This is a genomic window from Burkholderia cepacia, assembly GCF_001718835.1.
Taxonomy (GTDB): Bacteria; Pseudomonadota; Gammaproteobacteria; order Burkholderiales; family Burkholderiaceae; genus Burkholderia; species Burkholderia cepacia_F.
In genome coordinates this window covers 1,572,036-1,593,336 of record NZ_CP013443.1, presented here as the reverse complement: position 1 = coordinate 1,593,336, position 21,301 = coordinate 1,572,036, and the positions used below count along the sequence as shown (strand labels likewise).

The 21,301-nt window shown below is 63.8% G+C and carries 18 protein-coding genes, 1 tRNA gene and 2 pseudogenes; 6 read left to right on the top strand and 15 right to left on the bottom strand.

All coding sequences use genetic code 11. From position 1 onward, the window contains the following. Positions 1-258: 258 nt before the first annotated feature. Entirely contained in the window at positions 259-1,461 is a 1,203-nt protein-coding gene (locus WT26_RS10760) for a pyridoxal phosphate-dependent aminotransferase (RefSeq protein WP_069272838.1), read from the bottom strand. 80 nt (positions 1,462-1,541) lie between these two features. After that, positions 1,542-2,444, bottom strand: coding sequence for a LysR family transcriptional regulator (locus WT26_RS10755; protein ID WP_069272837.1), 903 nt, complete (start codon positions 2,442-2,444; stop codon positions 1,542-1,544). A gap of 429 nt (positions 2,445-2,873) precedes the next feature. Here WT26_RS10755 and WT26_RS10750 point away from each other — a divergent pair. Continuing rightward, positions 2,874-3,269, top strand: a pseudogene (locus WT26_RS10750) (transposase); the annotation flags it as partial. Positions 3,270-3,466: 197 nt separating this feature from the next. Continuing rightward, on the top strand, positions 3,467-3,715 hold the full coding sequence (locus WT26_RS10745; RefSeq protein WP_069272836.1) for a hypothetical protein: 249 nt from the start codon (positions 3,467-3,469) through the stop codon (positions 3,713-3,715). Between the two features lie 188 nt (positions 3,716-3,903). Here WT26_RS10745 and WT26_RS10740 read toward each other — a convergent pair whose 3' ends face one another. After that, positions 3,904-4,221, bottom strand: coding sequence for a hypothetical protein (locus WT26_RS10740; protein WP_069272835.1), 318 nt, complete (start codon positions 4,219-4,221; stop codon positions 3,904-3,906). 158 nt (positions 4,222-4,379) lie between these two features. Here WT26_RS10740 and WT26_RS10735 point away from each other — a divergent pair, with 158 nt between their 5' ends. The 3 genes from WT26_RS10735 (at position 4,380) to WT26_RS10725 (ending at position 5,980) form a co-directional block, all read left to right on the top strand. Then, positions 4,380-5,096, top strand: a complete 717-nt coding sequence (locus tag WT26_RS10735) for a YdcF family protein (protein ID WP_069272834.1) — start codon at positions 4,380-4,382, stop codon at positions 5,094-5,096. A gap of 215 nt (positions 5,097-5,311) precedes the next feature. Then, entirely contained in the window at positions 5,312-5,587 is a 276-nt protein-coding gene (locus WT26_RS10730) for a hypothetical protein (RefSeq protein WP_069272833.1), read from the top strand. Positions 5,588-5,722: 135 nt separating this feature from the next. After that, complete coding sequence (locus tag WT26_RS10725) at positions 5,723-5,980, top strand: hypothetical protein (protein WP_021162409.1); 258 nt, start codon at positions 5,723-5,725, stop codon at positions 5,978-5,980. Between the two features lie 34 nt (positions 5,981-6,014). Here the strand turns inward: WT26_RS10725 and WT26_RS10720 are convergent. From WT26_RS10720 to WT26_RS10700, 5 genes and pseudogenes are all read right to left on the bottom strand, one after another. Continuing rightward, positions 6,015-6,311: pseudogene (locus WT26_RS10720) on the bottom strand (putative quinol monooxygenase). Positions 6,312-6,851: 540 nt separating this feature from the next. After that, entirely contained in the window at positions 6,852-8,216 is a 1,365-nt protein-coding gene (ltrA, locus tag WT26_RS10715) for a group II intron reverse transcriptase/maturase (RefSeq protein ID WP_069270103.1), read from the bottom strand. 472 nt (positions 8,217-8,688) lie between these two features. Further along, positions 8,689-9,900 (bottom strand): outer membrane protein assembly factor BamC, encoded by a 1,212-nt coding sequence (bamC, locus tag WT26_RS10710; protein WP_069272832.1) that lies wholly within the window; start codon positions 9,898-9,900, stop codon positions 8,689-8,691. A 314-nt stretch (positions 9,901-10,214) separates the two neighbouring features. Continuing rightward, positions 10,215-12,227 carry an acyltransferase family protein gene (locus WT26_RS10705; protein ID WP_080485642.1) on the bottom strand — a complete coding sequence of 671 codons (2,013 nt, stop codon included), beginning with the start codon at positions 12,225-12,227 and terminating at the stop codon, positions 10,215-10,217. 435 nt (positions 12,228-12,662) lie between these two features. Then, positions 12,663-12,739: transfer RNA gene (locus tag WT26_RS10700), tRNA-Pro, on the bottom strand. Between the two features lie 310 nt (positions 12,740-13,049). Between WT26_RS10700 and WT26_RS10695 the strand changes: the two genes are divergently transcribed. Continuing rightward, complete coding sequence (locus WT26_RS10695; RefSeq protein WP_069272831.1) at positions 13,050-15,263, top strand: hypothetical protein; 2,214 nt, start codon at positions 13,050-13,052, stop codon at positions 15,261-15,263. Between the two features lie 77 nt (positions 15,264-15,340). Here the strand turns inward: WT26_RS10695 and WT26_RS10690 are convergent, their stop codons facing one another. The 7 genes from WT26_RS10690 to infC form a co-directional block, all read right to left on the bottom strand. After that, complete coding sequence (locus WT26_RS10690; RefSeq protein ID WP_069272830.1) at positions 15,341-15,763, bottom strand: MerR family transcriptional regulator; 423 nt, start codon at positions 15,761-15,763, stop codon at positions 15,341-15,343. Between the two features lie 62 nt (positions 15,764-15,825). Further along, positions 15,826-16,212, bottom strand: coding sequence for an integration host factor subunit alpha (locus tag WT26_RS10685; protein ID WP_006486093.1), 387 nt, complete (start codon positions 16,210-16,212; stop codon positions 15,826-15,828). Between the two features lie 72 nt (positions 16,213-16,284). Continuing rightward, positions 16,285-18,714: a phenylalanine--tRNA ligase subunit beta gene (pheT, locus tag WT26_RS10680; protein WP_069272829.1), complete on the bottom strand. Its 2,430-nt coding sequence runs from the start codon at positions 18,712-18,714 to the stop codon at positions 16,285-16,287. 96 nt (positions 18,715-18,810) lie between these two features. Next, positions 18,811-19,824: a phenylalanine--tRNA ligase subunit alpha gene (pheS, locus tag WT26_RS10675; RefSeq protein ID WP_021162419.1), complete on the bottom strand. Its 1,014-nt coding sequence runs from the start codon at positions 19,822-19,824 to the stop codon at positions 18,811-18,813. Between the two features lie 148 nt (positions 19,825-19,972). Next, positions 19,973-20,332: a 50S ribosomal protein L20 gene (gene rplT / locus WT26_RS10670; protein WP_004192938.1), complete on the bottom strand. Its 360-nt coding sequence runs from the start codon at positions 20,330-20,332 to the stop codon at positions 19,973-19,975. Between the two features lie 30 nt (positions 20,333-20,362). Further along, positions 20,363-20,560, bottom strand: a complete 198-nt coding sequence (gene rpmI / locus WT26_RS10665) for a 50S ribosomal protein L35 (RefSeq protein WP_004191477.1) — start codon at positions 20,558-20,560, stop codon at positions 20,363-20,365. Positions 20,561-20,749: 189 nt separating this feature from the next. Next, positions 20,750-21,274, bottom strand: coding sequence for a translation initiation factor IF-3 (gene infC / locus WT26_RS10660; protein ID WP_071734130.1), 525 nt, complete (start codon positions 21,272-21,274; stop codon positions 20,750-20,752). Positions 21,275-21,301 lie beyond the last annotated feature (27 nt).

Below are 21,301 nucleotides of genomic sequence, written 5' to 3'. Positions count from 1 at the left end.
CCCTGTGGTCAAACGAACCGGATCAACAAACAGACGAAAGGAACGGAAGACGCGCTCGCCCGATTCTGATCGGTCATATTGATGGGAGCACGAACCGGGGGCGGCGAACCAACTTCAGGCCAGGCCCAAACCGGACGGAACAGCACGGCTCAACGACGGAACCGCGTGACTGAGCGCCATATTACGCAAAATTGCCCGGTGCGTAAAGATGAGTCGGGCCGGCCCGCTCTCGCCCCGCCGGAACGGTCCCGCCCCGTTTCAGCGCGACGCCGCCCTGGTCGCCAAAAACCGCCGCAGCCGCTCGACACCCGCGTCGAGTCGTGCCGGATCGCATGCGTAGCACCAGCGCACGAACCCTTCGCCTTCCGGACCGAATGCGCGCCCGGGCGCAAGGCCGAGCCCCGCTTCACGCACCAGGGTCTTGCAGAACGCCAGACTCTGCTCGGATCCGGGCAAGCGCAGGAACAGGTACATCGCGCCCGCTGGCGGCGGCACCTCGACGCCCGGCAGCGTGCGCAGCGCGGCAACCAGGTGATCGCGCGCATCACGCAGCGCCGCGACGAACGACCGCACGAACGACTCGCCATCGCGCAGCGCGACTTCACCCGCAGCCTGCACGAAACCCGGCGCGCACGACGTGTTGTATTCGACGAGCTTCGACAGGTCGCCCATCACCGCTGCCGGCGCGATGAGCCATCCCAGGCGCCAGCCCGTCATCGCCCACGCCTTCGAAAATGAATTCACGACAACGACCCGCTCGTCGCGCGACGCGATGTCGAGGAACGACGGCGCGCCGTCCGCGCCGAACGCGAGCCGCTCGTACACCTCGTCGGCAACCAGCCAGATCCCGTGGCGGCGGCAATGGGCGAGCACGGCTTGCTGGTCGTCGCGCGACATCGTCCAGCCGGTCGGATTGTTCGGCGAGTTGATCAGCAGCATCCGCGTATCGGGCGTCAGCGCCGCAAGCAACCGGTCGACATCGAGCCGCCAGCCCGTCGCGCCGTGACGCAGCGGCACCGACTCGACCCGCGCCCCAAGAATCTTCGGAATCTCGACAAGATTCGGCCACAGCGGCGTGACCGCGACGACGCGCTCGCCCGGACCGACCAGTAACTGCGCGGCCAGCATCAGCGCGCTCACGCCCGAACTCGTCACGGCCACCGTGTCGGCCGACGTCGCACCGTGGCGGGCACTGACGTAGGCCGCGATCGCGTCGCGCAACGGCACGGTACCGAGGTTGTGCGTGTAGAAGGTTGCGCCGTCGCGCAGCGCCGCCGCGGCGGCGTCGCGAATGAAGTCCGGCGTCACGCGATCGGATTCGCCGAACCAGAACGGCAGCATGTCCGGCACGCCGAAGCCGGCGTTTGCCACCTCCCGGATCAGCGACGGACGCAGCGCGTGCACCGCATCGCGCGCCGCCGGCTCGCCCGTCGCCGGACGGCAACCAGAAGAATTCGTCATCGGATCTCGCCCCGGAGGAACATGTTCCGCAGTGTAACGGCGCTGACGGCGGGACGGGCGGGCGCGGGCCGGCGGCGCCGTCAGTCGAGATCCTCGGCCCGGGCGGGCATCTGGTGCACGAGCTCCCAGATCGCCTGAGCGGCAGGCGACAGCGACCTGTCGCGGCGGCGCACCAGCTCGACCGTGCGTTCGGTGCGCGGCGTGAGCGGCCGCGCGACGAGCGTCGAGCCGGCCGGCAGCGGCAGCGACAGCCACGGCTGCACACTCACCCCGACGCCGGCCTCGACGAGGCCGAACACGGTCGCCGAATGCCCGAGCTCCTGCATGACCGTCGCGTTGACACGATGGGCGGCCAGCGCGGCATCGATCAGCGGCCGGCTTCCCGACGCATGATCGAGGAGCACGAGGCGCTCGCCGTCCAGCGCCGTCCAGGGCACCTCCGCACGCGCCGCGAGCGGATGGTCGGCGCGCGCGACAAGGCAGAACGAATCGGTCATCAACGGTTCGCAGACGAGATCGCCGACCGCGAGCGGCCCGATCACGACGCCGAAATCGACCTCGCTCGACTTCACCTTGCGCAACACGTCGCTCTGCACGTCGTCGCGCAAGCCCAGCGTCACGAACGGGAACTGGCGCTCGCACGACGCAACCACTCGCGGCATCAGCCGGCATGCGATCGTCGGGCTGGCCGCGACGATCACGCGCCCCCGGCGCTGCTCGCCGATTTCGCGAATCTCGCGCAGCGTGTCGTCGAGATCGTCGAGCAGACGAGACACACTCGCGATCAGGTTCGCACCGACATCGGTCAGTTGCACGTCGCGCGTCGTGCGATCGATCAGCTTCAACCCGAGCTCGGCCTCGAGCTCGCGCACGCAGCGGCTGACCGCGGACTGCGTGAGCCCGATTTCGTCGCCCGCACGACTGAAGCTCCTGAGCCGCGCTACCTCGATGAAGACGCGAAGCTGGCGCAGCGTGACGTTCATTTCCTGACCTCATCAATCGTCGATATCGATGCGCGATTTTAATGCGCGATTCCGGCGTCGATGTGCGAATCAGGCACCTGCTTCCATGTTTCGCTGCGGTGCAATACATACGCGAACGCACGTGGTGCGGGCGAACTGCACAAGATTGGTGATTGTCCCGATTTGCTGGCGGGTTATTTTGGCGTCTTATACGCCCCTAGCTGACTTAGCCGTTAGCTCGCTGCCAAGCGGCTCTCGAGGGAATTACCTCCGACATGGCACGCTTCGTGCATTACCTGGCGCACAGGGCGCAGGTTCGTCGGACGGAAGAGCAGAAATGCCGCTGCCGGCCAACCGGACGCCCCCACCCGGCACTCGACGCTCGAGTGCTTGAAGAGTGCGCGGCGCAGGGCAGCGCACCGGAGTTAGCTTCGCTGAGGTGAGGACATGATGCTGTTCGACGATTTGAGAGATAACGAGTGGGCGCTGGTCGAGGGTCTGTTTTGCTCGGAACCCGCACGGAGCGAGCGGCGCGGCCGCCCCCGCGTGGAAGCCCGCTCGGTGGTGAACGCCGTGCTGTGGGTGCTGTCGACGGGTGAAGGCTGGTCGAAGCTGCCGGGCCGCTATCCGTCGCCGCCGACTTGCCGCCGTCGCTTCGACGAATGGCAGGCGGACGGCACGCTCGCCGAAATCGTGAAGCGACTCGGCACGAGCGGCCGGCAGATCTCCCTGCGCGGGCGCATCGGCGCGAGTGCGGCGAAGCCGCCCGCCCCGCCGAGCCGCGACCGGCTGCGCGGCGCCTTCTGGACCAATCCGGAATCCTGGCGCGCGCCCGTCAAGATGGCGTAAAGGAAGGACACCGAACCGGGCGGCTTCGGCCGCCCGGTTTCTTTTCGGCAACGGCCACGCGGAACGGGCCGCGTCGCCGGGCCCCGCTGTCGCGCAGCGATACATCTATTTACCAATATTTACAGCAAGCCTGTACTCCCACGCTTACCTTAGCGACATATCAACAGGCCGCGTGGCTTGAAGGGAGCCCCGCCATGAAACCAATGTCACTGCTCGTCGCATGCGGCATTGTCATTTCCCTGGCGCTTGCCTTGCCGGTGCACGCGGACGACCACGCCAGGCAGCCGCACCGCCAGGAGGAACACAAGGGTAATCTGCATGCGCCGCCCGGCGCCGAACAGTCCAACCAGACGGTACCGCGCGGCGACCTGCGCGGCGACATCGCCAGCAATGCCCGCGCACGCGTCGGCCTGCCACCGCAGGAGTCGCGCCGCCATCCGTAACCGGGCGTCCGTAACCGGGCGCCCCGCCCGTCTTCATCAAAGAATTTGCCTGCGTCCGGGAACTGCGCGATGCGTGGCGAGTCAACAACGTTGCCATGAGCACAGCGTGGCAACAGCAAAAGTATCCGGTACGCCCGTATCCTCGCGATACGGGCTTTTTTTCGCCGAGTTGCCGGCGGGCCTGTGCGCTACAGACGGCTTTCGAGAATCGCCACGGCACTCGCTTCGCTCAGCGCGTAATCCTCGATCCTGCGATCGGTCCAGGAAAGTAATTTCTCGTCGCGCTCGAGGCGCGAGAACTCGGCTCGACCGCTTTCGGTCAGCACGGCGATGTCGACCGGTGCGTGAAAGCCCGGCGCGGGGGCAACGGTTTTCTGCCTGACCGTGTCCATCAGCCCGAGCGATCGGAGATACTCGAACACGCCCGGGCGGCGTGCCCACGGTACCTGGCGGTACTGCACTCGTCTCAATGCGTCGAGCACCGCTTCGTTGGAATACGTGGCCATCTCGATTCTTTCTTAAAGTGCAGCGACAATGCGAAGCGGCGCGCCGGGCGGGGTCTCCGCCCGCCGGCGCCACCACCGGTTCAGGAGGCTGGACGCTCGGCGTCGCGTCAGGGCCGGATCGTCAGCCGTCCATAAAAAGACACCATACCCCAATCAAATTGATTCTGTTCGATTCATTTGTACTTCTCTTCATCTGTTTCATGCTCTGCCGCAAGTGGCGACGCACGATCGCGGCCGTCGCCTTCGCGCTGTTCTGGCTGCTGGCGACAGGCTGGCTCACCGCGCCGCTGATCGCATGGTCGCAGGCGGGCGTGACACCCGTCGAGCATCCGGACATGCACGGGCAAACCGCGCTGATCCTGCTTGGCACGGGAACGCGGCGCATCGACGGACGGCTCGAGCCGCGCACGGACGGCTTCCCCCGCATTCGCAAGACCGCCGCGCTGTACCGCGATTGCCGACAGCGCGCAGAACGTTGCACGGTCATCGTCTCCGGCGGCGATCCCGAGCGGCACGGCGCGACCGAGGCCGCAACCTATGCGCCCTATCTCGTCGCCCAAGGCGTCGACCCGCGTGACCTCATGCTCGAAGCAAACAGCCGCACAACCTACGAAAACGCGAAATTCACTGCACCTATACTACGCTCACGGCATGTCGATGCGACGATCCTCGTCACTTCGTCATATCAGATGCGCCGCGCATTACTCGATTTCCACCACTTCGGGATCGACCCGCAGCCCGTTTATGCGAATCGCCGCCGCGCGCAAACAGGCTGGCTGCCGCGCCGGCAGAATCTGATCAACGCCGAGCACGCGTTGCACGAATTGATCGGCATCGCGCAATTTCACGTGTACAGCCGGCTCGGGTGGTTCTGAGGACACCTTCACACATGCGTCGGCAACACAGCGCCGCATGGCAAGCGCGTGACGAAGTGTGCGAAGTGTTGCGCGACTTCAACGCGGCCTTGCGTCCGGCCGCGATCCGATGCACATTGATCCGTCACTTTTGTTACACTCGACACGCACTCGATTGCAGTCGCCAGACAAAACGGCAACACTCGGGTTCATCACCACTTAGCGGAGGTAAAGCAATGAAGAAGACGTCCCTGGCTATCCTGGTAGCGATGTCGGCGCTGACTGGCGCAGCGTATGCGCAAGAGAGCACGGAAATCAAGACGATTACCGATCCGGCCAAGATCTCCGAGATCGAGCAGCGCGCACAGGCGCTGCAGCAGCAGCAAGCGGCCGAAGCCGCACAGCCGGCGATGCAGGAAGAGCATCACCACGGCAAGAAGGCTGCTCATCACAAGGCTGCAGCGAAGAAGGCCGGCAAGAAGGCTGCTCCGGCCGACGCGGCCAGCCAGTAAGTTCGGCGGCACCGCACAAGAAAAAGCCGAATCCGGGCAACCGGGTTCGGCTTTTTTGGTTGCGGCGCGCGTGCGCTGTGCTAAAGTCGCGCACCGAATTTTTCCACCCGTGCGCACCCCGGTGCGGAGGACAGCATGAGCAACATTCAACTCGACATCGAGTGGACCGAAGCCGCCACTCGCCAGATCAAGCAACTGATGCCCCGCGGCTCGGCCGACGCGTTCCTCGCGCTGCCGCCGATCGAATGCCTGCCGATGGAGGGCGACGTGCTCTTCCTCGGCCCGCAAGGCAAACAGCAACCGTTCATCGTCGCCGAGCGCCAGTATCATCACGACGGCGACGCCGACTGGACGATCATCCTGATCCTCGACGTCCCCAACACGTCGCACTGACGCCCGCCGGCCGGGCGGTTCGGCCGCCCAGCCGTCAGACGAGCTTCGACAGCACGCGGATTTCGGAACGCTCGATCCAGTCCGCGGCCGCTTCGCGATAAGCAAGAATGTGCGCTGAACGCGCATGCGCAGCCAATGCCGCCTCGCTCGCCCAACGCCCAACGCTCGACGAATACGAACCGCGCGGGCTCCTGGAGATCCCGATGCAGGTCGTACTGCAGTGCGCCTGCTTCGTTGCGGGTCGGCTCGACGATCCCTTCGAGCACGGCACGCAGCTCCCCCCCTCACCCGGTCTCGCCACGATCAGCGCGACGACTGCGATTTCCGTCATTCCAGCCTCCTCGGTCTCGAAAGAGACCGGGCATACGCGAATCCGTGAAGAATCAAAAAAATAGCCCGCGCTTCAGAGAAGCGCGGGCGAAACCGTCGCCCTACGAGGATAGGCGACGGGGCCATCGGGATCCGCGCACGCGCGCGGGATCGTCATCGATTGCGCCAGCGCGGGTTGCGCCGGCATTTGAGGCGTCGATACCGTTTGTCACGCGCTCGCGACGCGTGTCCGGGATCTGGCGCAATCCTCCCTGCCCTGATGATCTGCCTATAAAGAGCAGATTTCATGCCAGAGACTTAACAGACACCATCGCATTGATTTAAAAGGGAAATTTTTGAAGCAACGTGGCACGACATACGTCCTGTCGCCCGTAACGCTCGAACGTTACGTAACGTCACGTCGCGGGGACCGATCCGGAAACGACACAAAAACAACAGCACGCGCGGGCGCCGAAAATCGGCATAGGGGTAGCCAACAGGCTACGCCCCTGCCACACCACCCGGCATGCGGGTCCGCACCGGGCGGTTCGGGTAGTTGAGGTCAGGAGAGTCGGGGTAAGCCGAGTCGGTCGAACCATGCAATGGGCAGCACGCCGTTGAGCAGCTTGCCACTGTTGCGCCACCAGCGACGACTGTTGGCCGCCACCTGTCGCGCAACATCATGGGTCGCGCCGAGTGCGCGCAGCTCACGGTACATGGTCGTGCCGCGCTTCCAGTGTTTCAACTGGATCGCGCGCAGGCGATGGCGCACCCATTCGTCCAGTTCGCGCATCACCCCCGGCGTCTGCGCCAGACGGAAGTAGCCCTTCCAGCCCAGCAGGTAGGGGCGAAGCTTCCCCACCACCTGCGCCAGACTACATCCGCCCCGGCGCGTCAGTTCCCGCACGCGTTGTTTGAACGTGGCCAATGGTTTGACTGCCACCTTGCGTTTGATCACACGGCCCGCAGCTACCCAGAGGCTGTAGCCCAGGAACTTGCGACCAAACACGCTTGCCACCGCGCTTTTGGCTTCATTGATCTTCAGGCGTAGCCGCCCGTACTGCCGGCGCAACAGCGCCATCACCCGTTCACCCGCACGGCGTGAGCGAACGTACACGTTCGCGTCGTCGGCGTAGCGCACGAAGCAATGACCCCGTCGCTCCAGTTCCTTGTCCACCTCATCGAGCAGCACGTTCGCCAGCAACGGTGAGAGCGGACCGCCCTGGGGCGTCCCCTCATGCCGCTCCTGCACCACGCCATCGCCCATCACACCTGCGTTCAGGTACGCCCGGATCAGCCGGATGACTCCTGGATCTCCGATACGCTTCTGCAACCGGTCGATGAGAATGTCGTGATTGACCCGGTCAAAGAATCGTTCCAAGTCGACGTCCACCACGATCCGCCGCCCCGACTGCACGTACGACTGCGCGGCCAGCACCGCGTCGTGCGCACGCCGCCCTGGCCGGAAGCCGTAGCTGTGCTCGCTGAAGGTGGGGGCCAGTACCGGTTGCAGTACCTGCAGCAGCGCCTGCTGGATCAGCCGATCCGTCACCGTCGGGATGCCAAGCTCGCGCTCGCCACCATCCGGTTTCGGGATCGTCACCCGTCGCACCGGCATCGGCCGGTACGTTCCCCGCAGCAGCTGCTCCCGTATTGCCGGCCAGGCTGTCACCAGATGGCGCGCGGTCTGGTCTATGTCCAGACCGTCAACACCCGGCGCACCCTTGTTGGCCCGCACCCGTTTAAGCGCCTGCCGCAGGTTCTCTCTCGTCAGCGCCGCTTCCAGCAGCGCTGACCCTGTGTTCTTCGTCTCATGCCGCGAGCCGCAGGCTTCGTCGCGCACGGCTTCACGCGCGGCTTCACCGCGCGCCGCCACCGCTCGCCCCGCTCGCGCGGGCATCTGACGCCTTGCCTGTTGCGTCGGCATGTCGTTGAACACTCCTTCCCGTTCGGTCCTTCGCCACCAGCTTCAGCCTCACCGGCCTGTCCTGTGGCTACTATGACCTCTGCTGAGACCTCGCTCCGGTTCGTCACCGTCGCCCTTTCAGGCATGAGGCGAGGCGTCCCCAGGTAAGAACGCACTCCTTCATCGCACAACCGCTGCATTTACGCCACTTCGCCTTGGTCACGAGAGCTTCGCGGTTCACGGCCCGCTCGCCCTGCTCGGCAGCGCCTTCTATGCAGTTCTTGTCCATCGGCTCGCGATTTACGCTCCACGCTTCCTCCCCACATTCGGTCGCCCTCGTGCAGTTGCGCTTCACCGCTTCACTTCATTCGCCGTGACCAGCTCATGGCGGGACTTACACCCGCAGGAGTGCGCCCATGCTGGGCGCACAACGAAAAAAAACCCGCCAGAAAACTGGCGGGCTTTCCCGAATGCAGCAGAGTGGGCGTTGCGATCAGCGGAGCTGATTCACGAGCAACCCCATGATCTGACGGGCCGGCTGCGACGAATCGATCGCGCCCGAATCGTCAACGACCGCCACGCGCGTCTGGTCGGCCGTGAGCGCCTTCACGTTGACCCGGTACTGCTTCGCCTGCTTTTCCTTCTTGCCGTGGAACAGCTGGCTCCAGAAGCCCTGCTCGGCCGAAGTCAGATCCTTCGGATCGACATAACGCACGAAATACAGGCCCTTCGAGCGATCGCGATCATCGACCGTGAAGTTCGCGCGATCGAGCGCGAGACCGACGTGCAGCCACGACCGGTCGTACGGCTCGCCAAGCGTGACTTCCGACGGCACCGCATCGCTCGCGTCTGCAGTTCCTTGCGACGACGAACGCGCGACGTTTTGCGTCGCGATGGCCGCTGCCGCCGCCTTCGACGACGCGTCCGCCGCACCCTTCTTGTCCTTCGCGGGCGGGGTATCGCTGATATTCGCGATCGGCGGCTCGCCGTTCTTCGCGCGCTGCTCGTTCTGTGCGAGCACGGCCATCAACCGCTTCAGGTATTCGGTCTCGAGCGCCGGATCGTTCGGCTTCGGTTCCCACTTGCTCGAATCGTTGTTCGCGCCCGTGATCGCTTCGCGCATCCCCTTCTGGCTGATGAACACGTAGGTGCCGCCATTCGGCGCGGAATCGAGACGCGTACGGTACTTGTTGCGCTCGGCCGTCACGTACGAGTTGCCCATCGCCTTCGAGATCACGCTGCGGATCAGGCCGTCGTTGATCTGCGGATGGGTTTCGTTCCAGTCGGTTTCCATCACGCCCTTGTCGCGCTGGTCGACGACGAGCAGGAAGCCCTGCTCCTGCCAGAAGCGGCGGACTTGCGTCCAGACGTCGGCCGGCTGCTTGCCGTCGATCACGAGCCAGCTCTCGGTGCCGTCGCGCTGAATATGCATGCCCGTCACGGGCGGCACGACGGCATCGGTGGACGGCGCCGCCTGCTGGACCTGCTGAAGCGCGGACAGGGAAGTCGCGCCGCCCTGGGGCGGCAGCGAACGCTGATCGGCCGTCTCGTCGAGCATGTTGGGCGGCACTGCGAGCGACGCTTCCTTCGATTTCGAATCGCTCTTGTAGTCCACTTTCGTGGGCGACGACGTACCGCAACCGGCGACGAGCGCGCCGGTGGCGAGCACTGCAGCGAACCGCATGGTAAGACGAAGATCAGTCATGTTCGGGGAATCCTCTTCCGCTAAATCACGGCGCTTTCCGTGGATCAACCTTGCATTTTACCGGTGCGACGGCGGGCTGTGCAAAAAGCGGGCATGCGCCGTGCCGGCCGGCGGATTGGTCGGCGTGTGGCGCGAGCCCTCCGCTGCACGGAGAAACCCGCGACAGCCTTGACTGATGCGGGTGCCAGCCTGGTCGGGAGACAAAATATGACGCATTGTCTGTCGGTAACGTGCCGCCCTTCATCGTTCGGCACATTCCGATGGTGCACCGTGGCAGCCATGCATTCCCGGGTACCATCATGCCCGGGATGGGATTAAGGGGCATCACGCCGAATGGATAGCGAGAACGTCGATTTGCGGATCGCCCTGTCAACGAAATACCCGGACCCGGGATATGTCATGTGCGAGACGTCATAGGCGACCGGGATGTATTTCGTGCGGGAGGCGGAAATCACGCACCCGTTCTTGTTGCATAGATTGTCCAACGGAGAGATGAAGTCCGCCCCAGCCTTAGCGGCCACCTCTTTCACTCGCGCATCGATTCCGTAGAGCGTCGTGTCGAACCGCTCGAATGTGCGATCCCGTTCATTCGGGATGAACACCCTTCCACCCAGTTTGGGCAGGCTGATCTCGAAAACCGGGAAGCAGCCGACGACAATGATTTTCCTGACCCCCATCTGCCGGATGGCCCGGATCGTGTCGGCCAACGCCGCTGAATCAAGCCTGTTATACCCCTTCTTCTCGAAATAGAGCGACCACGACCCGGTCAGCATGACGACATCCGGCTTGAGCGCCCGGAGTTTTTCCAGGCTGCGCACGTAGAAATCCTCGCACCTTGGCGATTGGGTCGGCTGATAGCCGATGACGGGCGGGCAGCCGCCCTTCATCGCAACGGCAAGGCGAATGCCGAGCTCCTTGAGCTTGTCCGATGTGAGCCCATAAGAAACGTTCGCCGTGTGAGAATCGCCCCAAAGAAAGACGAGCGGCGCGGCTGCGCTTCCGGCAGCATCCAGGCACGACTTGGGCGGAACGAAGCCGTCGTCGGTTACGGAGCAGTTGATGGCCGCTGCGGGTTCACCAATATACGCATCGATGTCTTGGCGAAGCTCCTGCTTGACGACGCTGCGAAACGGCAGCCCGCCCCTGACGAAAGCGTTGTAGCCCGCATATCCGATACCGATCAGCAGGATGACCAGCACGACAGTTACCTTTCGGCCGCCGCGCCGACGGATCGGACGCTCTACAAACTCGTAGACCAGGTAGGCCAGGAAGACGGCGAGTGCGACCATGCCCGCGGTTTCGAGCGTCGACGCCTTTTCGGTCATCACCAGGTTCCAGAACGTAAGTATCGGCCAGTGCCACAGATACAACGGAAAGCTGATCAGGCCGATCCACACGAGTACCCTGTTCGACAGGACATGACGGTTGAACGGGGTGTCGGGCCCGGCGAGGATGATGCACAGGGCGCCGAGAACGGGAGGGATTGCCCGCCATCCCGGAAACGGCAGGTCCTTCTGCAACAGGAGAATCGCTCCGGCGATCAGGACGAAACCGGCCAGCGCCGCAGCGCCGCCAAAACGATCTCGCCAGCGTTGCACGGGGGCTTCGTGTTCCCGCATCAGATATGCGCCGAGGGCGCCGGCGAGCAATTCCCAGAAGCGCGACAGCGGCGAGTAATACGCGCCCGCACTGCCAATCGAAATGAGCCAAGTATTGTAGGCAAACGAGCCAATCGCGATGGCGCTGATGCCGAGCAAGAGCCGCCGCCGGAATGCGACCGCCGCGAGGATGACGACCGGCCAGACGATGTAAAACTGCTCTTCGACTCCCAGCGACCACAGATGCAGCAGCGGTTTCGTCGAACCGTCCGGGTCAAAGTACCCGCTCTCTTTCCAAAGAACGATGTTCGACACAAACGTGGCCGCACCCGCGACGTGCTTGCCGAGAAAACCGAAGTCACCTTCGCCCAGCAGATGCCAACCGACCGCATAACACGAGACAAGAACGACCAGTAACGCGGGAACGATTCTGCGGATTCGGTGGATATAGAAGTCGACAAAGCTGAAATTCCCAGCCCGGGCGCCGTCCATGACGATGCGGGAGATCAGAAAGCCGGAAATGACGAAGAATATGTCCACACCGGCAAATCCGCCTCGTATTACGTCCGGAAAGGCGTGAAAGGCCACGACGGCCATCACGGCGACTGCCCGCAGGCCGTCGATGTCGGGGCGGTAGGTGCGATGGCTCGTTCTTGCTGCCGCAGCGATCTGTGGATCCCCGTGCGCGGGCTGGACAATGCTTGTTCTTGTTGTGGCGATTTGATTCATCAATCTGTGGGGTGCAACAAGGTGCTCCGGGCGCTACCGGAGGCATTCAGACGCGCCATGCAATGCTGGCGGGACTTGGATTGCAAAGGAAAAAACTTGAATTAAGCGATGTGCATATAGCGTGGAGAATCGATCAACGGACGTGCGGGAGCTCAGACTCGAGGTTCGGCAGGTCGGCTTCAGAGGGACGAATCGTTGATGCCCTTCAGCACGTATCGGCTGAACAGAGAAAAACTTGAGGTTCCGGGATGAGGAATCTGCGCCATCCTGAACTCGGCACAAGCGGGAATGCGGCCTGGACGATCCACTTGGAGGCCGGGACCGAGCCGTTGCCGCTGGCATTTCCACGCAACGACGGAGAGAATCGACCGCGGACGAATGCGCAGCCGGAAAATGAAAAACCCGCGACAGCTAATGCTGTCGCGGGTTTTGATCTGGTCGGGGCGAGAGGATTTGAACCTCCGACCACCTGCACCCCATGCAGGTACGCTACCAGGCTGCGCTACGCCCCGAAAAAAGAAAGTATAACAGACACTTTCCCGGTTTAGAACGGGTCGCATGCATTTTCTGAATACGAATCTTGCACGCGCCCATTTGCGCACATTGGACGACTCGCAACGAGGTTCATACGGTCGTTTGATCGTGCCGGCGCGCCACCCCGCAACCTTTGCCGCATCGCCTCTCCGCCACGTTCGTCCCCGCCCCCCGCTGTTTGGTAACGCCGCTCTAGCCCGCTATGCCACACTGCACGGCATCGACGCAGGATGCCGCGCCCGGTGCGCGCATGCGGCGGACGATCAAAACAAGATACGGAGACAGACGATGCGGAATGCGGTCCGGCGCGGCCATCGCTCGCCTTTGGCAACACCCCGATTGATTTCCGGCACGCAGCGCGTTGCGGGCGCCGCATCACGCCGGACCACGCATGCGCTGGGCTGCGGCGCACTTGCGCTCGCCCTGCTCGGCGCGGGCTGCGCGGAGCCGGCCGCGCAACGCGACGGCAACGCGAGCGCCGCATCGACGAAGATCGAACGCACCAAGGCCGAACGCCTCGCCCGCGAGCAGCAGGTCGCACGCACCGTGCCGTCGCTCGCCTCGATCAGCCTGACGCAACCGCGCCAGTTCACGCTGCGCGATTCAGGCCAGAACGGCGCGATGACGTTCCTGCGCGACGTCGATTTCCGTATCGTCAACAACCTCGGCTTCTTCATCCATCAGTTGTCCGCTACGCTCGTGCCGACGCAGGCCGGCGCGCCTATCGTGTTCGACGATCCGACGAGTTTCGAGATCGACGTGCACGAAGGCACGGTCACGCTCGACAACGCGAAGCTGACCGCGCTCTTCAACACCTACATCTTCGGCTACCGCAACGCGCCGCTGCGCAAGCTCGCGGTGTCGGCCGGCGACGGCGTGATTCACCTCCAAGGCGAGATGCAGCGCGACGGCTGGGTACCGTTCTCGCTGACCGGCACGCTCGCGATCCGCGACGGCAACCAGCTCGTGTTCCATCCGACGGGGGTGCGCGTCTCGGGGATCAACGCGCAGCCGGTGATGCGCGCGGCCAACGTGAAAATGGCCGACTTGCTGAAAGTCCAGACCCCGATCGCGCAACTCGCCGGCGACGATCTCGTGATGTCGGTCGACAAGCTGATGCCGCCGCCGCGCCTGAAACTCACGATCACCGCGGTGCGCGTGACACCGGCCGGCCTCGACCTGAAGCTCGACGACGGCACGCGCGCCGGCTTCGCGATGCCTGCGAACGCGCCCCAGCAGGCCATGTACATTCGAGGCGGCGACGCGAAGTTCATGCGCTCGATGCCGATGAACGCGGACATCCTGATCGGCCCGGTCGATCCGGCGAAGCGCGACCAGACGTTCGTATTCGACCTGTATCACTATCGCGACCAGGTGTCGGCCGGCTACTTCAATTTCGACGAAAGCGGTGCGATGGCGATCCGGATGCCTTCGTACACGGGCCCGGCCAGCGGCGCGCTGCTCGGCAACGCGGCCGCGCGCCTGAACGACAGCTTCCTCGCCGCGCAGCAGACTGCGCTGCGCGACATACGCCAGCATTGGGAAGCCAATGCGCTCGCGGCCGGCGACGCGGCACGGACGGGCATGCAGAAGGTCGCAATGCGCCGCGGCAAGAACGCACCGTTCAACGAGCGGCACGTGTCGAACCGCAACCCGACGATCCATCTGCGCAACGTCGATTTCAACCTGTCCGGGGATATCGGCTTTCACGTCGAGGATCTCGACGTTGAACTCGTATCGAAGCGGCCCGGCGAACCCGTCGATCTCGACGACCCGAACCAGTACGACATCCGGATTCTCGGCGGCACGGTCGTCGAATCGTGGAAGGCGATGTCCGCGCTCTTCAACAACTATCTGCTCGACTACTCGCCGCGCTCGCTCAACGACCTGCAACTGAGCGCGGACGGCACGAACCTGCGCGTCCAGGGCGGCATCAAGCTGTGGAACCATGTGCCGGGCGTCTGGCTGCCGACCGACATGAAGGGCTCGCTGTCCGTGCTCGACGACCGGCACCTCGCGTTCAAGCCATCCCAGGTGTCGGTGCTCGGCATTCCGCAGGCGAAGCTGCTGCGTTCGCTCGGCATCGAGCTCGCTTCGCTGACGCCGTTGCAGCGTCGCGGCGCGGAACTGCGCGGCGACACGCTCGTGCTCGACCAGTACACCGTGTTCCCGCCACCCGTGCTGAACGGCAAGCTCGGCCAGGCAACGGTCGAGCGCGACGGGCTGCGCCTCACGTTCCAGCGCGTGCCGGACGCGCCCGCGCCTAAGCGTCCGCCGATCTCTTCGCCCAGCTACATGTGGATGGAAGGCGGCGACATGAAGATGTTCAACGTGCTCGAACTGAACGTGCGCGCGCTGATCAGGAATTCGGCCGAGGCCGGTCCGATGCGTTTCGACCTGTACGGCTATCGCAGCCAGGTCGCGCAAGGTTCCGTGCGGATGCTGCCGGACGGCACGCTGGTCGTCGACCTCGGACAGCCGAACCCGCTCGCCGCGCGCTGAATCGTCCAGGCAAGCGGCGACAAAAAAGCCCGGAAGGCTGAACGCCTTCCGGGCTTCGTCGTATGCGCGAACGGCCTTCAGCCGCGCTTCAATCCTTCTATGACGTCGAGCAGCGCCTGCCGCAGCGCGGCGACGTCGACCGTCGCACTCGGCCGGCTCGACGCGGCCGTGCGCACTTCCGCACCCGGCGCGTCGGGCTCGAGCTCCGGCGCCGGGCTGCGCTCGCCGCCCCCCGGCGAATCGAGCCGGTTGCGCGCGCCGTTGATCGTGAATCCCTGCTCGTACAACAACTCGCGAATCCGCCGGATCAGCAGCACTTCATGGTGCTGGTAATACCGACGATTGCCACGCCGCTTCACCGGCCGCAGTTGAGTAAATTCCTGTTCCCAATAACGCAGCACATGCGGCTTGACCCCGCACAGCTCGCTGACTTCACCGATCGTGAAGTAGCGCTTCGCGGGAATCGGAGGCAAGACGACTTTCTCAACCGTAGTGGTCATCGTCGGTTAACCGTCGGTAAAGGGTGCGCGGCGGCCGCGCGGGGACGTCAGCGCGCGGGGGCTTACTCCGCGCCGTTTTCGACCAGCGCCTTCAGCTTCTGGCTCGCGTGGAAGGTTACCACCCGGCGGGCCGCGATCGGAATCGCCTCGCCCGTCTTCGGATTGCGGCCCGGACGCTGCGGCTTGTCGCGCAGCTGGAAATTACCGAACCCCGACAGCTTGACGCTTTCGCCGTTTTCGAGCGCGTCGCGAATCACCTCGAAAAACGCCTCGACCATGTCCTTCGCTTCACGCTTGTTCAGCCCGACGCTGTCGAACAGCAACTCCGCCAGTTCCGCTTTCGTCAGCGTGGGCGTCTCGGTGGACGCCGGCGCCGAAGCGTCGCGGTTCATGGCGCTGCGTTGCGCCGTCAGGAGGGCTTCGAATTCACTCGAGGTCATGTCGTTCATATCTGCCATACAGCGCGTTAAATCAAAACTTACGGTCGGAAAAGACCGCCCGCGAGCGGGCGGACCTCCTCCTTAGCCGCGCAGGCGCGCACCGGCGCGAGCCATCCGCTCGACCAGCGCCTGGATCGCCTGATCGACGATCTCGTCCTGTAGCGTGCCAGCCGCGTCCTGCAGCGTCACGCGGAAGGCAAGGCTCTTCTCGTGCGCGGCAAGGCCACCGGAAGTATTTGATTTTGCACGAAATTCGTCGAAGAGTACAACCTTCTGAACGAATCGGCAGGCCTCTTCGGCAAGCGCCTTCTTCATTTCGTCGAAAAGTGCCTGAACCTCGACCGCCTGATCGACGACAACGGCGATATCGCGACGAACCGGCGGGAATTTCGACACATCGGTCGGCGTGGGCAATGCACGCGCAATCAGCGCGTCCGCGTCGATTTCGAACATCACCGGAGCGTGCGGCAGCTCGTACTTCTGCATCAGGCGCGGGTGCAACTCGCCGATCCAGCCAACCGCACGGCCGTCGACTTCGATTCGCGCGCTGCGCCCCGGATGGAGGGCCGGATGCTCCGCCTTCACGAAGCGTGCGGCTACCGGCGCGAGCAGCGCCTCGAGATCGCCCTTCACGTCGAAGAAATCGACCGCACGGGTCGCCACGCCCCACTGCTCGTCGAGCGCCGGGCCATAGGCAAGCGCACCGACGCGCTTCGGCTGCACGTAGCCCTCGACCGTCAGCTCGCCCGACGTGACCGACGAGTCGGCGAGGAACACGCGACCGGCCTCGAACACGCGCACGCGATCTGCACGGCGGTTCAGGTTGTGGCGCAGCACGGAAATCAGGCTGCCGAACAGCGTCGTGCGCATCACCGAGAGCTGGCTCGCGATCGGGTTCAGCAGGCGGATCGGCTGGTCGTTGCCCGCGAAATCCTGCTCCCACTCCGCATCGACGAAGCTGAAGTTGACGGTTTCCGCGTAGTCGCGCGCGGCGAGCGCGTGACGGATATCGTGGATCGAGCGCCGCGTCTCGTTGGTCGCGCGCATCTCGCTCGTCGCGACCGGCGGACGCGCCGGAATCTTTTCGAAACCGTAGATCCGCGCCACTTCCTCGATCAGGTCTTCCTCGATCTCGATGTCGAAGCGATGCGACGGCGGCGTGACGAGGAACGCGTCGTCTTCACGCTCGAACGGCAGGCCGAGGCGCGTGAAGATGCTGGCGATCTCGTCGGCACCGATCTGCACGCCGATGATGCGGTTTGCGCGCGACACGCGCATCTTCACCGGCGCGCGCTGCGGCAGGTTCACGGACTGATCGTCGACCGGGCCGGCCTTGCCGCCGCAGATCTCGAGAATCAGTTGCGTAATGCGCTCGACGTGCTCGACGGTCGTCGCGTAATCGACGCCGCGCTCGAAGCGATGGGCCGCATCGGTCGAGAAGTTGTACTTGCGCGCACGGCCGCGGATGCTGTCCGGCCACCAGAACGCGGCTTCCAGGTAGATGTTGGTCGTATCGAGCGTGACGGCCGTGCTGTCGCCGCCCATGATGCCGGCCAGGCTCTCGACCTGGCGGTCATCCGAAATGACACCGACCGTTTCGTCGAGCTCGACCGTGTTGCCGTTGAGCAGCTTCAGCGATTCGCCGCGCTTGCCCCAGCGCACCTCGATGCCGCCGTGGATCTTGTCGAGATCGAACACGTGCGACGGGCGGCCGAGCTCGAACATCACGTAGTTCGAGATATCGACGAGCGCCGACACGCTGCGCTGGCCGGAGCGCTCGAGGCGCTCGACCATCCACTGCGGGGTCTTCGCACGCGCGTTCACGCCGCGGATCACGCGACCCGAGAAGCGGCCGCACAGATCCGGTGCGGCAATGCGCACCGGCAGCGTTTCGTCGAGTTCGACGCGCACCGGGCGGATATCGACCGGCGTCAGCGGCGCGCCGGTGATCGCGGCCGTCTCGCGCGCAATGCCGAACACGGACAGGCAGTCGGCCTTGTTCGGCGTCAGCTTGATTTCGAAGATCGTGTCGTCGAGATTGAGCGTCTCGCGGATGTCCTGGCCGACCGGCGTATCTTCCGGCAGCACCAGCAGGCCGCTGTGATCCTCGGACAGCTTCAGTTCACGCGCCGAGCACAGCATCCCCTGGCTCTCCACGCCGCGCAGCTTCGACAGCTTGATCGCGAACGGCTTGCCACCCTCTTCCGCCGGCGGCAGTTCCGCGCCGACCAGCGCGACCGGCACCTTGATGCCGGGCGCGACGTTCGGTGCGCCGCAGACGATATTCAGCGTCGCGCCGGTGCCGGCATCGACCTGGCAGACATTGAGCTTGTCCGCATCCGGATGCTTGACGACTTCGAGCACGCGGCCGACGACGATCTTCGACGTCGGCGGCGCAGCCTTGCTCAGCGATTCGACTTCGAGCCCCGCCATCGTCAGCGCGTGCGACAGTTCGTCGGTCGTCAGCTGCGGGTCGACAAAGGTTCTCAACCAGGATTCAGGGAATTGCATGGATGTCTACGTTCGAAACAGGTTAGATCGACGCCCGGGCCCCGTCGGATCGTCCGTCGGGGCGTGCACGGGCACAGGTCGGCGCGGCGCGCGGCGTTACGCGAACTGGCGCAGGAAACGCAGGTCGTTCTCGAAGAACAGCCGGAGATCCTGGACGCCGTAGCGCAGCATCGTCAGGCGCTCGAGGCCGCTGCCGAACGCGAAGCCGATGTAGCGCTCGGGATCGAGGCCCATGTTGCGAATCACGGTCGGATGCACCTGCCCCGAACCGGAAATCTCGAGCCACTTGCCGGCGTTCTTGCCTTGCTCGAACATCATGTCGATCTCGGCCGACGGTTCCGTGAACGGGAAATACGACGGACGGAAGCGCACGAGGATGTCGTCGCGCTCGAAGAATTTTTTCAGGAAGTCGGTATAGACGCCCTTGAGATCGGCGAAGCTGATGTTTTCGTCGATCCACAGCCCCTCGACCTGATTGAACATCGGCGAGTGGGTCGCATCGCTGTCGACGCGATACGTGCGGCCCGGCGCGATCACCTTGATCGGCGGACGGTTCATGCGGGCATAACGCACCTGCATCGGGCTCGTGTGCGTGCGCAGCAGCAGCTGGCGGCCGTCGGCATCCTTGCCTTCGACGTAGAAGGTGTCCTGCATCGAACGCGCCGGATGGTTCTCCGGGCTGTTCAGCGACGTGAAGTTGTACCAGTCGGTCTCGATTTCGGGGCCGTCTGCCACATCGAAGCCGATCGAGCCGAAAATCTGTTCGACACGCTCCCACGTGCGCATCACGGGATGCAGGCTGCCTGCACCGGCGCCGCGGCCCGGCAACGTCACGTCGATCGACTCGGCGGCGAGGCGCTGGTTCAGCAGCGCGTCGGCCAGTGCCTGACGGCGTGCGGTCAGCGCGGCTTCAACCTGCTGCTTCGCGACGTTGATGCGTGCGCCTTCGGTCTTGCGTGCTTCGGGATCGAGCTTGCCGAGGCCCTTCAGCAACTCGGTCAGCGCACCCGATTTGCCGAGAAATCGTGCTTTCTCGTTTTCGAGCGTGGTGATGTCGGCAGCCTGTTCGAAGGACTGCTGCGCGTCGGCGACAATCTGGTCCAGATCCATAGATCCCATCATTTCCAACGTCATTCGGTCTTGGCGAGCGAAATCGCACACCAAACAAAAAAGGGGCTCGGAAGAGCCCCGTTTTCGCTGCAGCGGCCGAAACTACCGGAGCATCGCTGCAACTAACCACGCAGTGCTAATTTCGCAATTAGGCTGCAACGGCGGCTTTCACCTGCTTGACGATCGCAGCAAAAGCAGCCTTGTCGAACACCGCCATGTCAGCCAGCACCTTACGGTCGAGTTCGATCGACGCCTTCTTCAGGCCGTTGATGAACACGCTGTAGGTCATGTCGTGCTGACGAACCGCCGCGTTGATACGCGTGATCCACAGTGCGCGGAACACACGCTTCTTGTTGCGACGATCGCGATAAGCGTACTGACCGGCACGCATCACCGCCTGCTTGGCGATGCGGTAGACGTTATTGCGGCGACCGCGATAACCCTTGGCCAGGTTGATGATCTTCTTGTGGCGGGCCCGTGCGGTTACCCCACGTTTGACTCGAGGCATGTTTCTCTCCTTAGAGTATCGATTGAGGGGTTACGCGAACGGCAGCATCGCGCGGACGGAGTTCAGATCGGAATCGTGAACTGCCGTTGCGCCGCGCAGGTGGCGCTTGTTCTTCGTGGTTTTCTTGGTCAGGATGTGACGCTTGAAGGCTTGACCGCGCTTGACGGTACCGCCCGGACGCACCACGAAGCGCTTTGCAGCGCTCTTCTTGGTCTTCATCTTAGGCATGACGAACAACTCCAGTTTATTAGATGGCGATGGGTGTGCGGTTGGCTTGCGCCCTTGACCCGCCCTTCGAAACCCAGTCCACTTGTGTACGGCGAACCGCTTGCGCAGCCGCCGTCATTGCTGGCACGCCGCCCTGACCGGGCAACGCGCCGAACCACTGCGAACCTGCGCGCGAAGCGCGCGGGCCCGTTACTTCTTTTTCTTCGGCGAGAGCACCATGATCATCTGGCGCCCTTCCATCTTCGGCATCTGCTCGACCTGGCCGACTTCCTCGAGATCCGTGCGCAGACGCTCAAGCATCCGCATACCGATTTCCTGGTGAGCCATTTCGCGACCGCGGAAACGCAACGTGATCTTCGTCTTGTCGCCTTCTTCGAGGAAGCGCACGAGATTGCGGAGCTTGACGTTGTAATCCCCGTCATCGGTACCCGGGCGGAACTTGACTTCCTTGACCTGGATAACCTTCTGCTTCAGCTTCGCTTCGTGCTGCTTCTTCGATTCCTGGTACTTGAACTTGCCGTAATCCATCAGACGGCAAACCGGGGGAACCGCTTGCGGCGCGATTTCCACCAGGTCAACATCCAGTTCTTCCGATTTACGGAAAGCATCAGCGAGTTTTACGATACCGAGCGGTTCGTTCTCGATCCCGACCAGACGCACTTCCGGCGCAGTGATTTCACCGTTGATGCGATGCGACGACTTATCAGTAGCGATGTTACGTTTCCTCTAAAAATTAAAAAA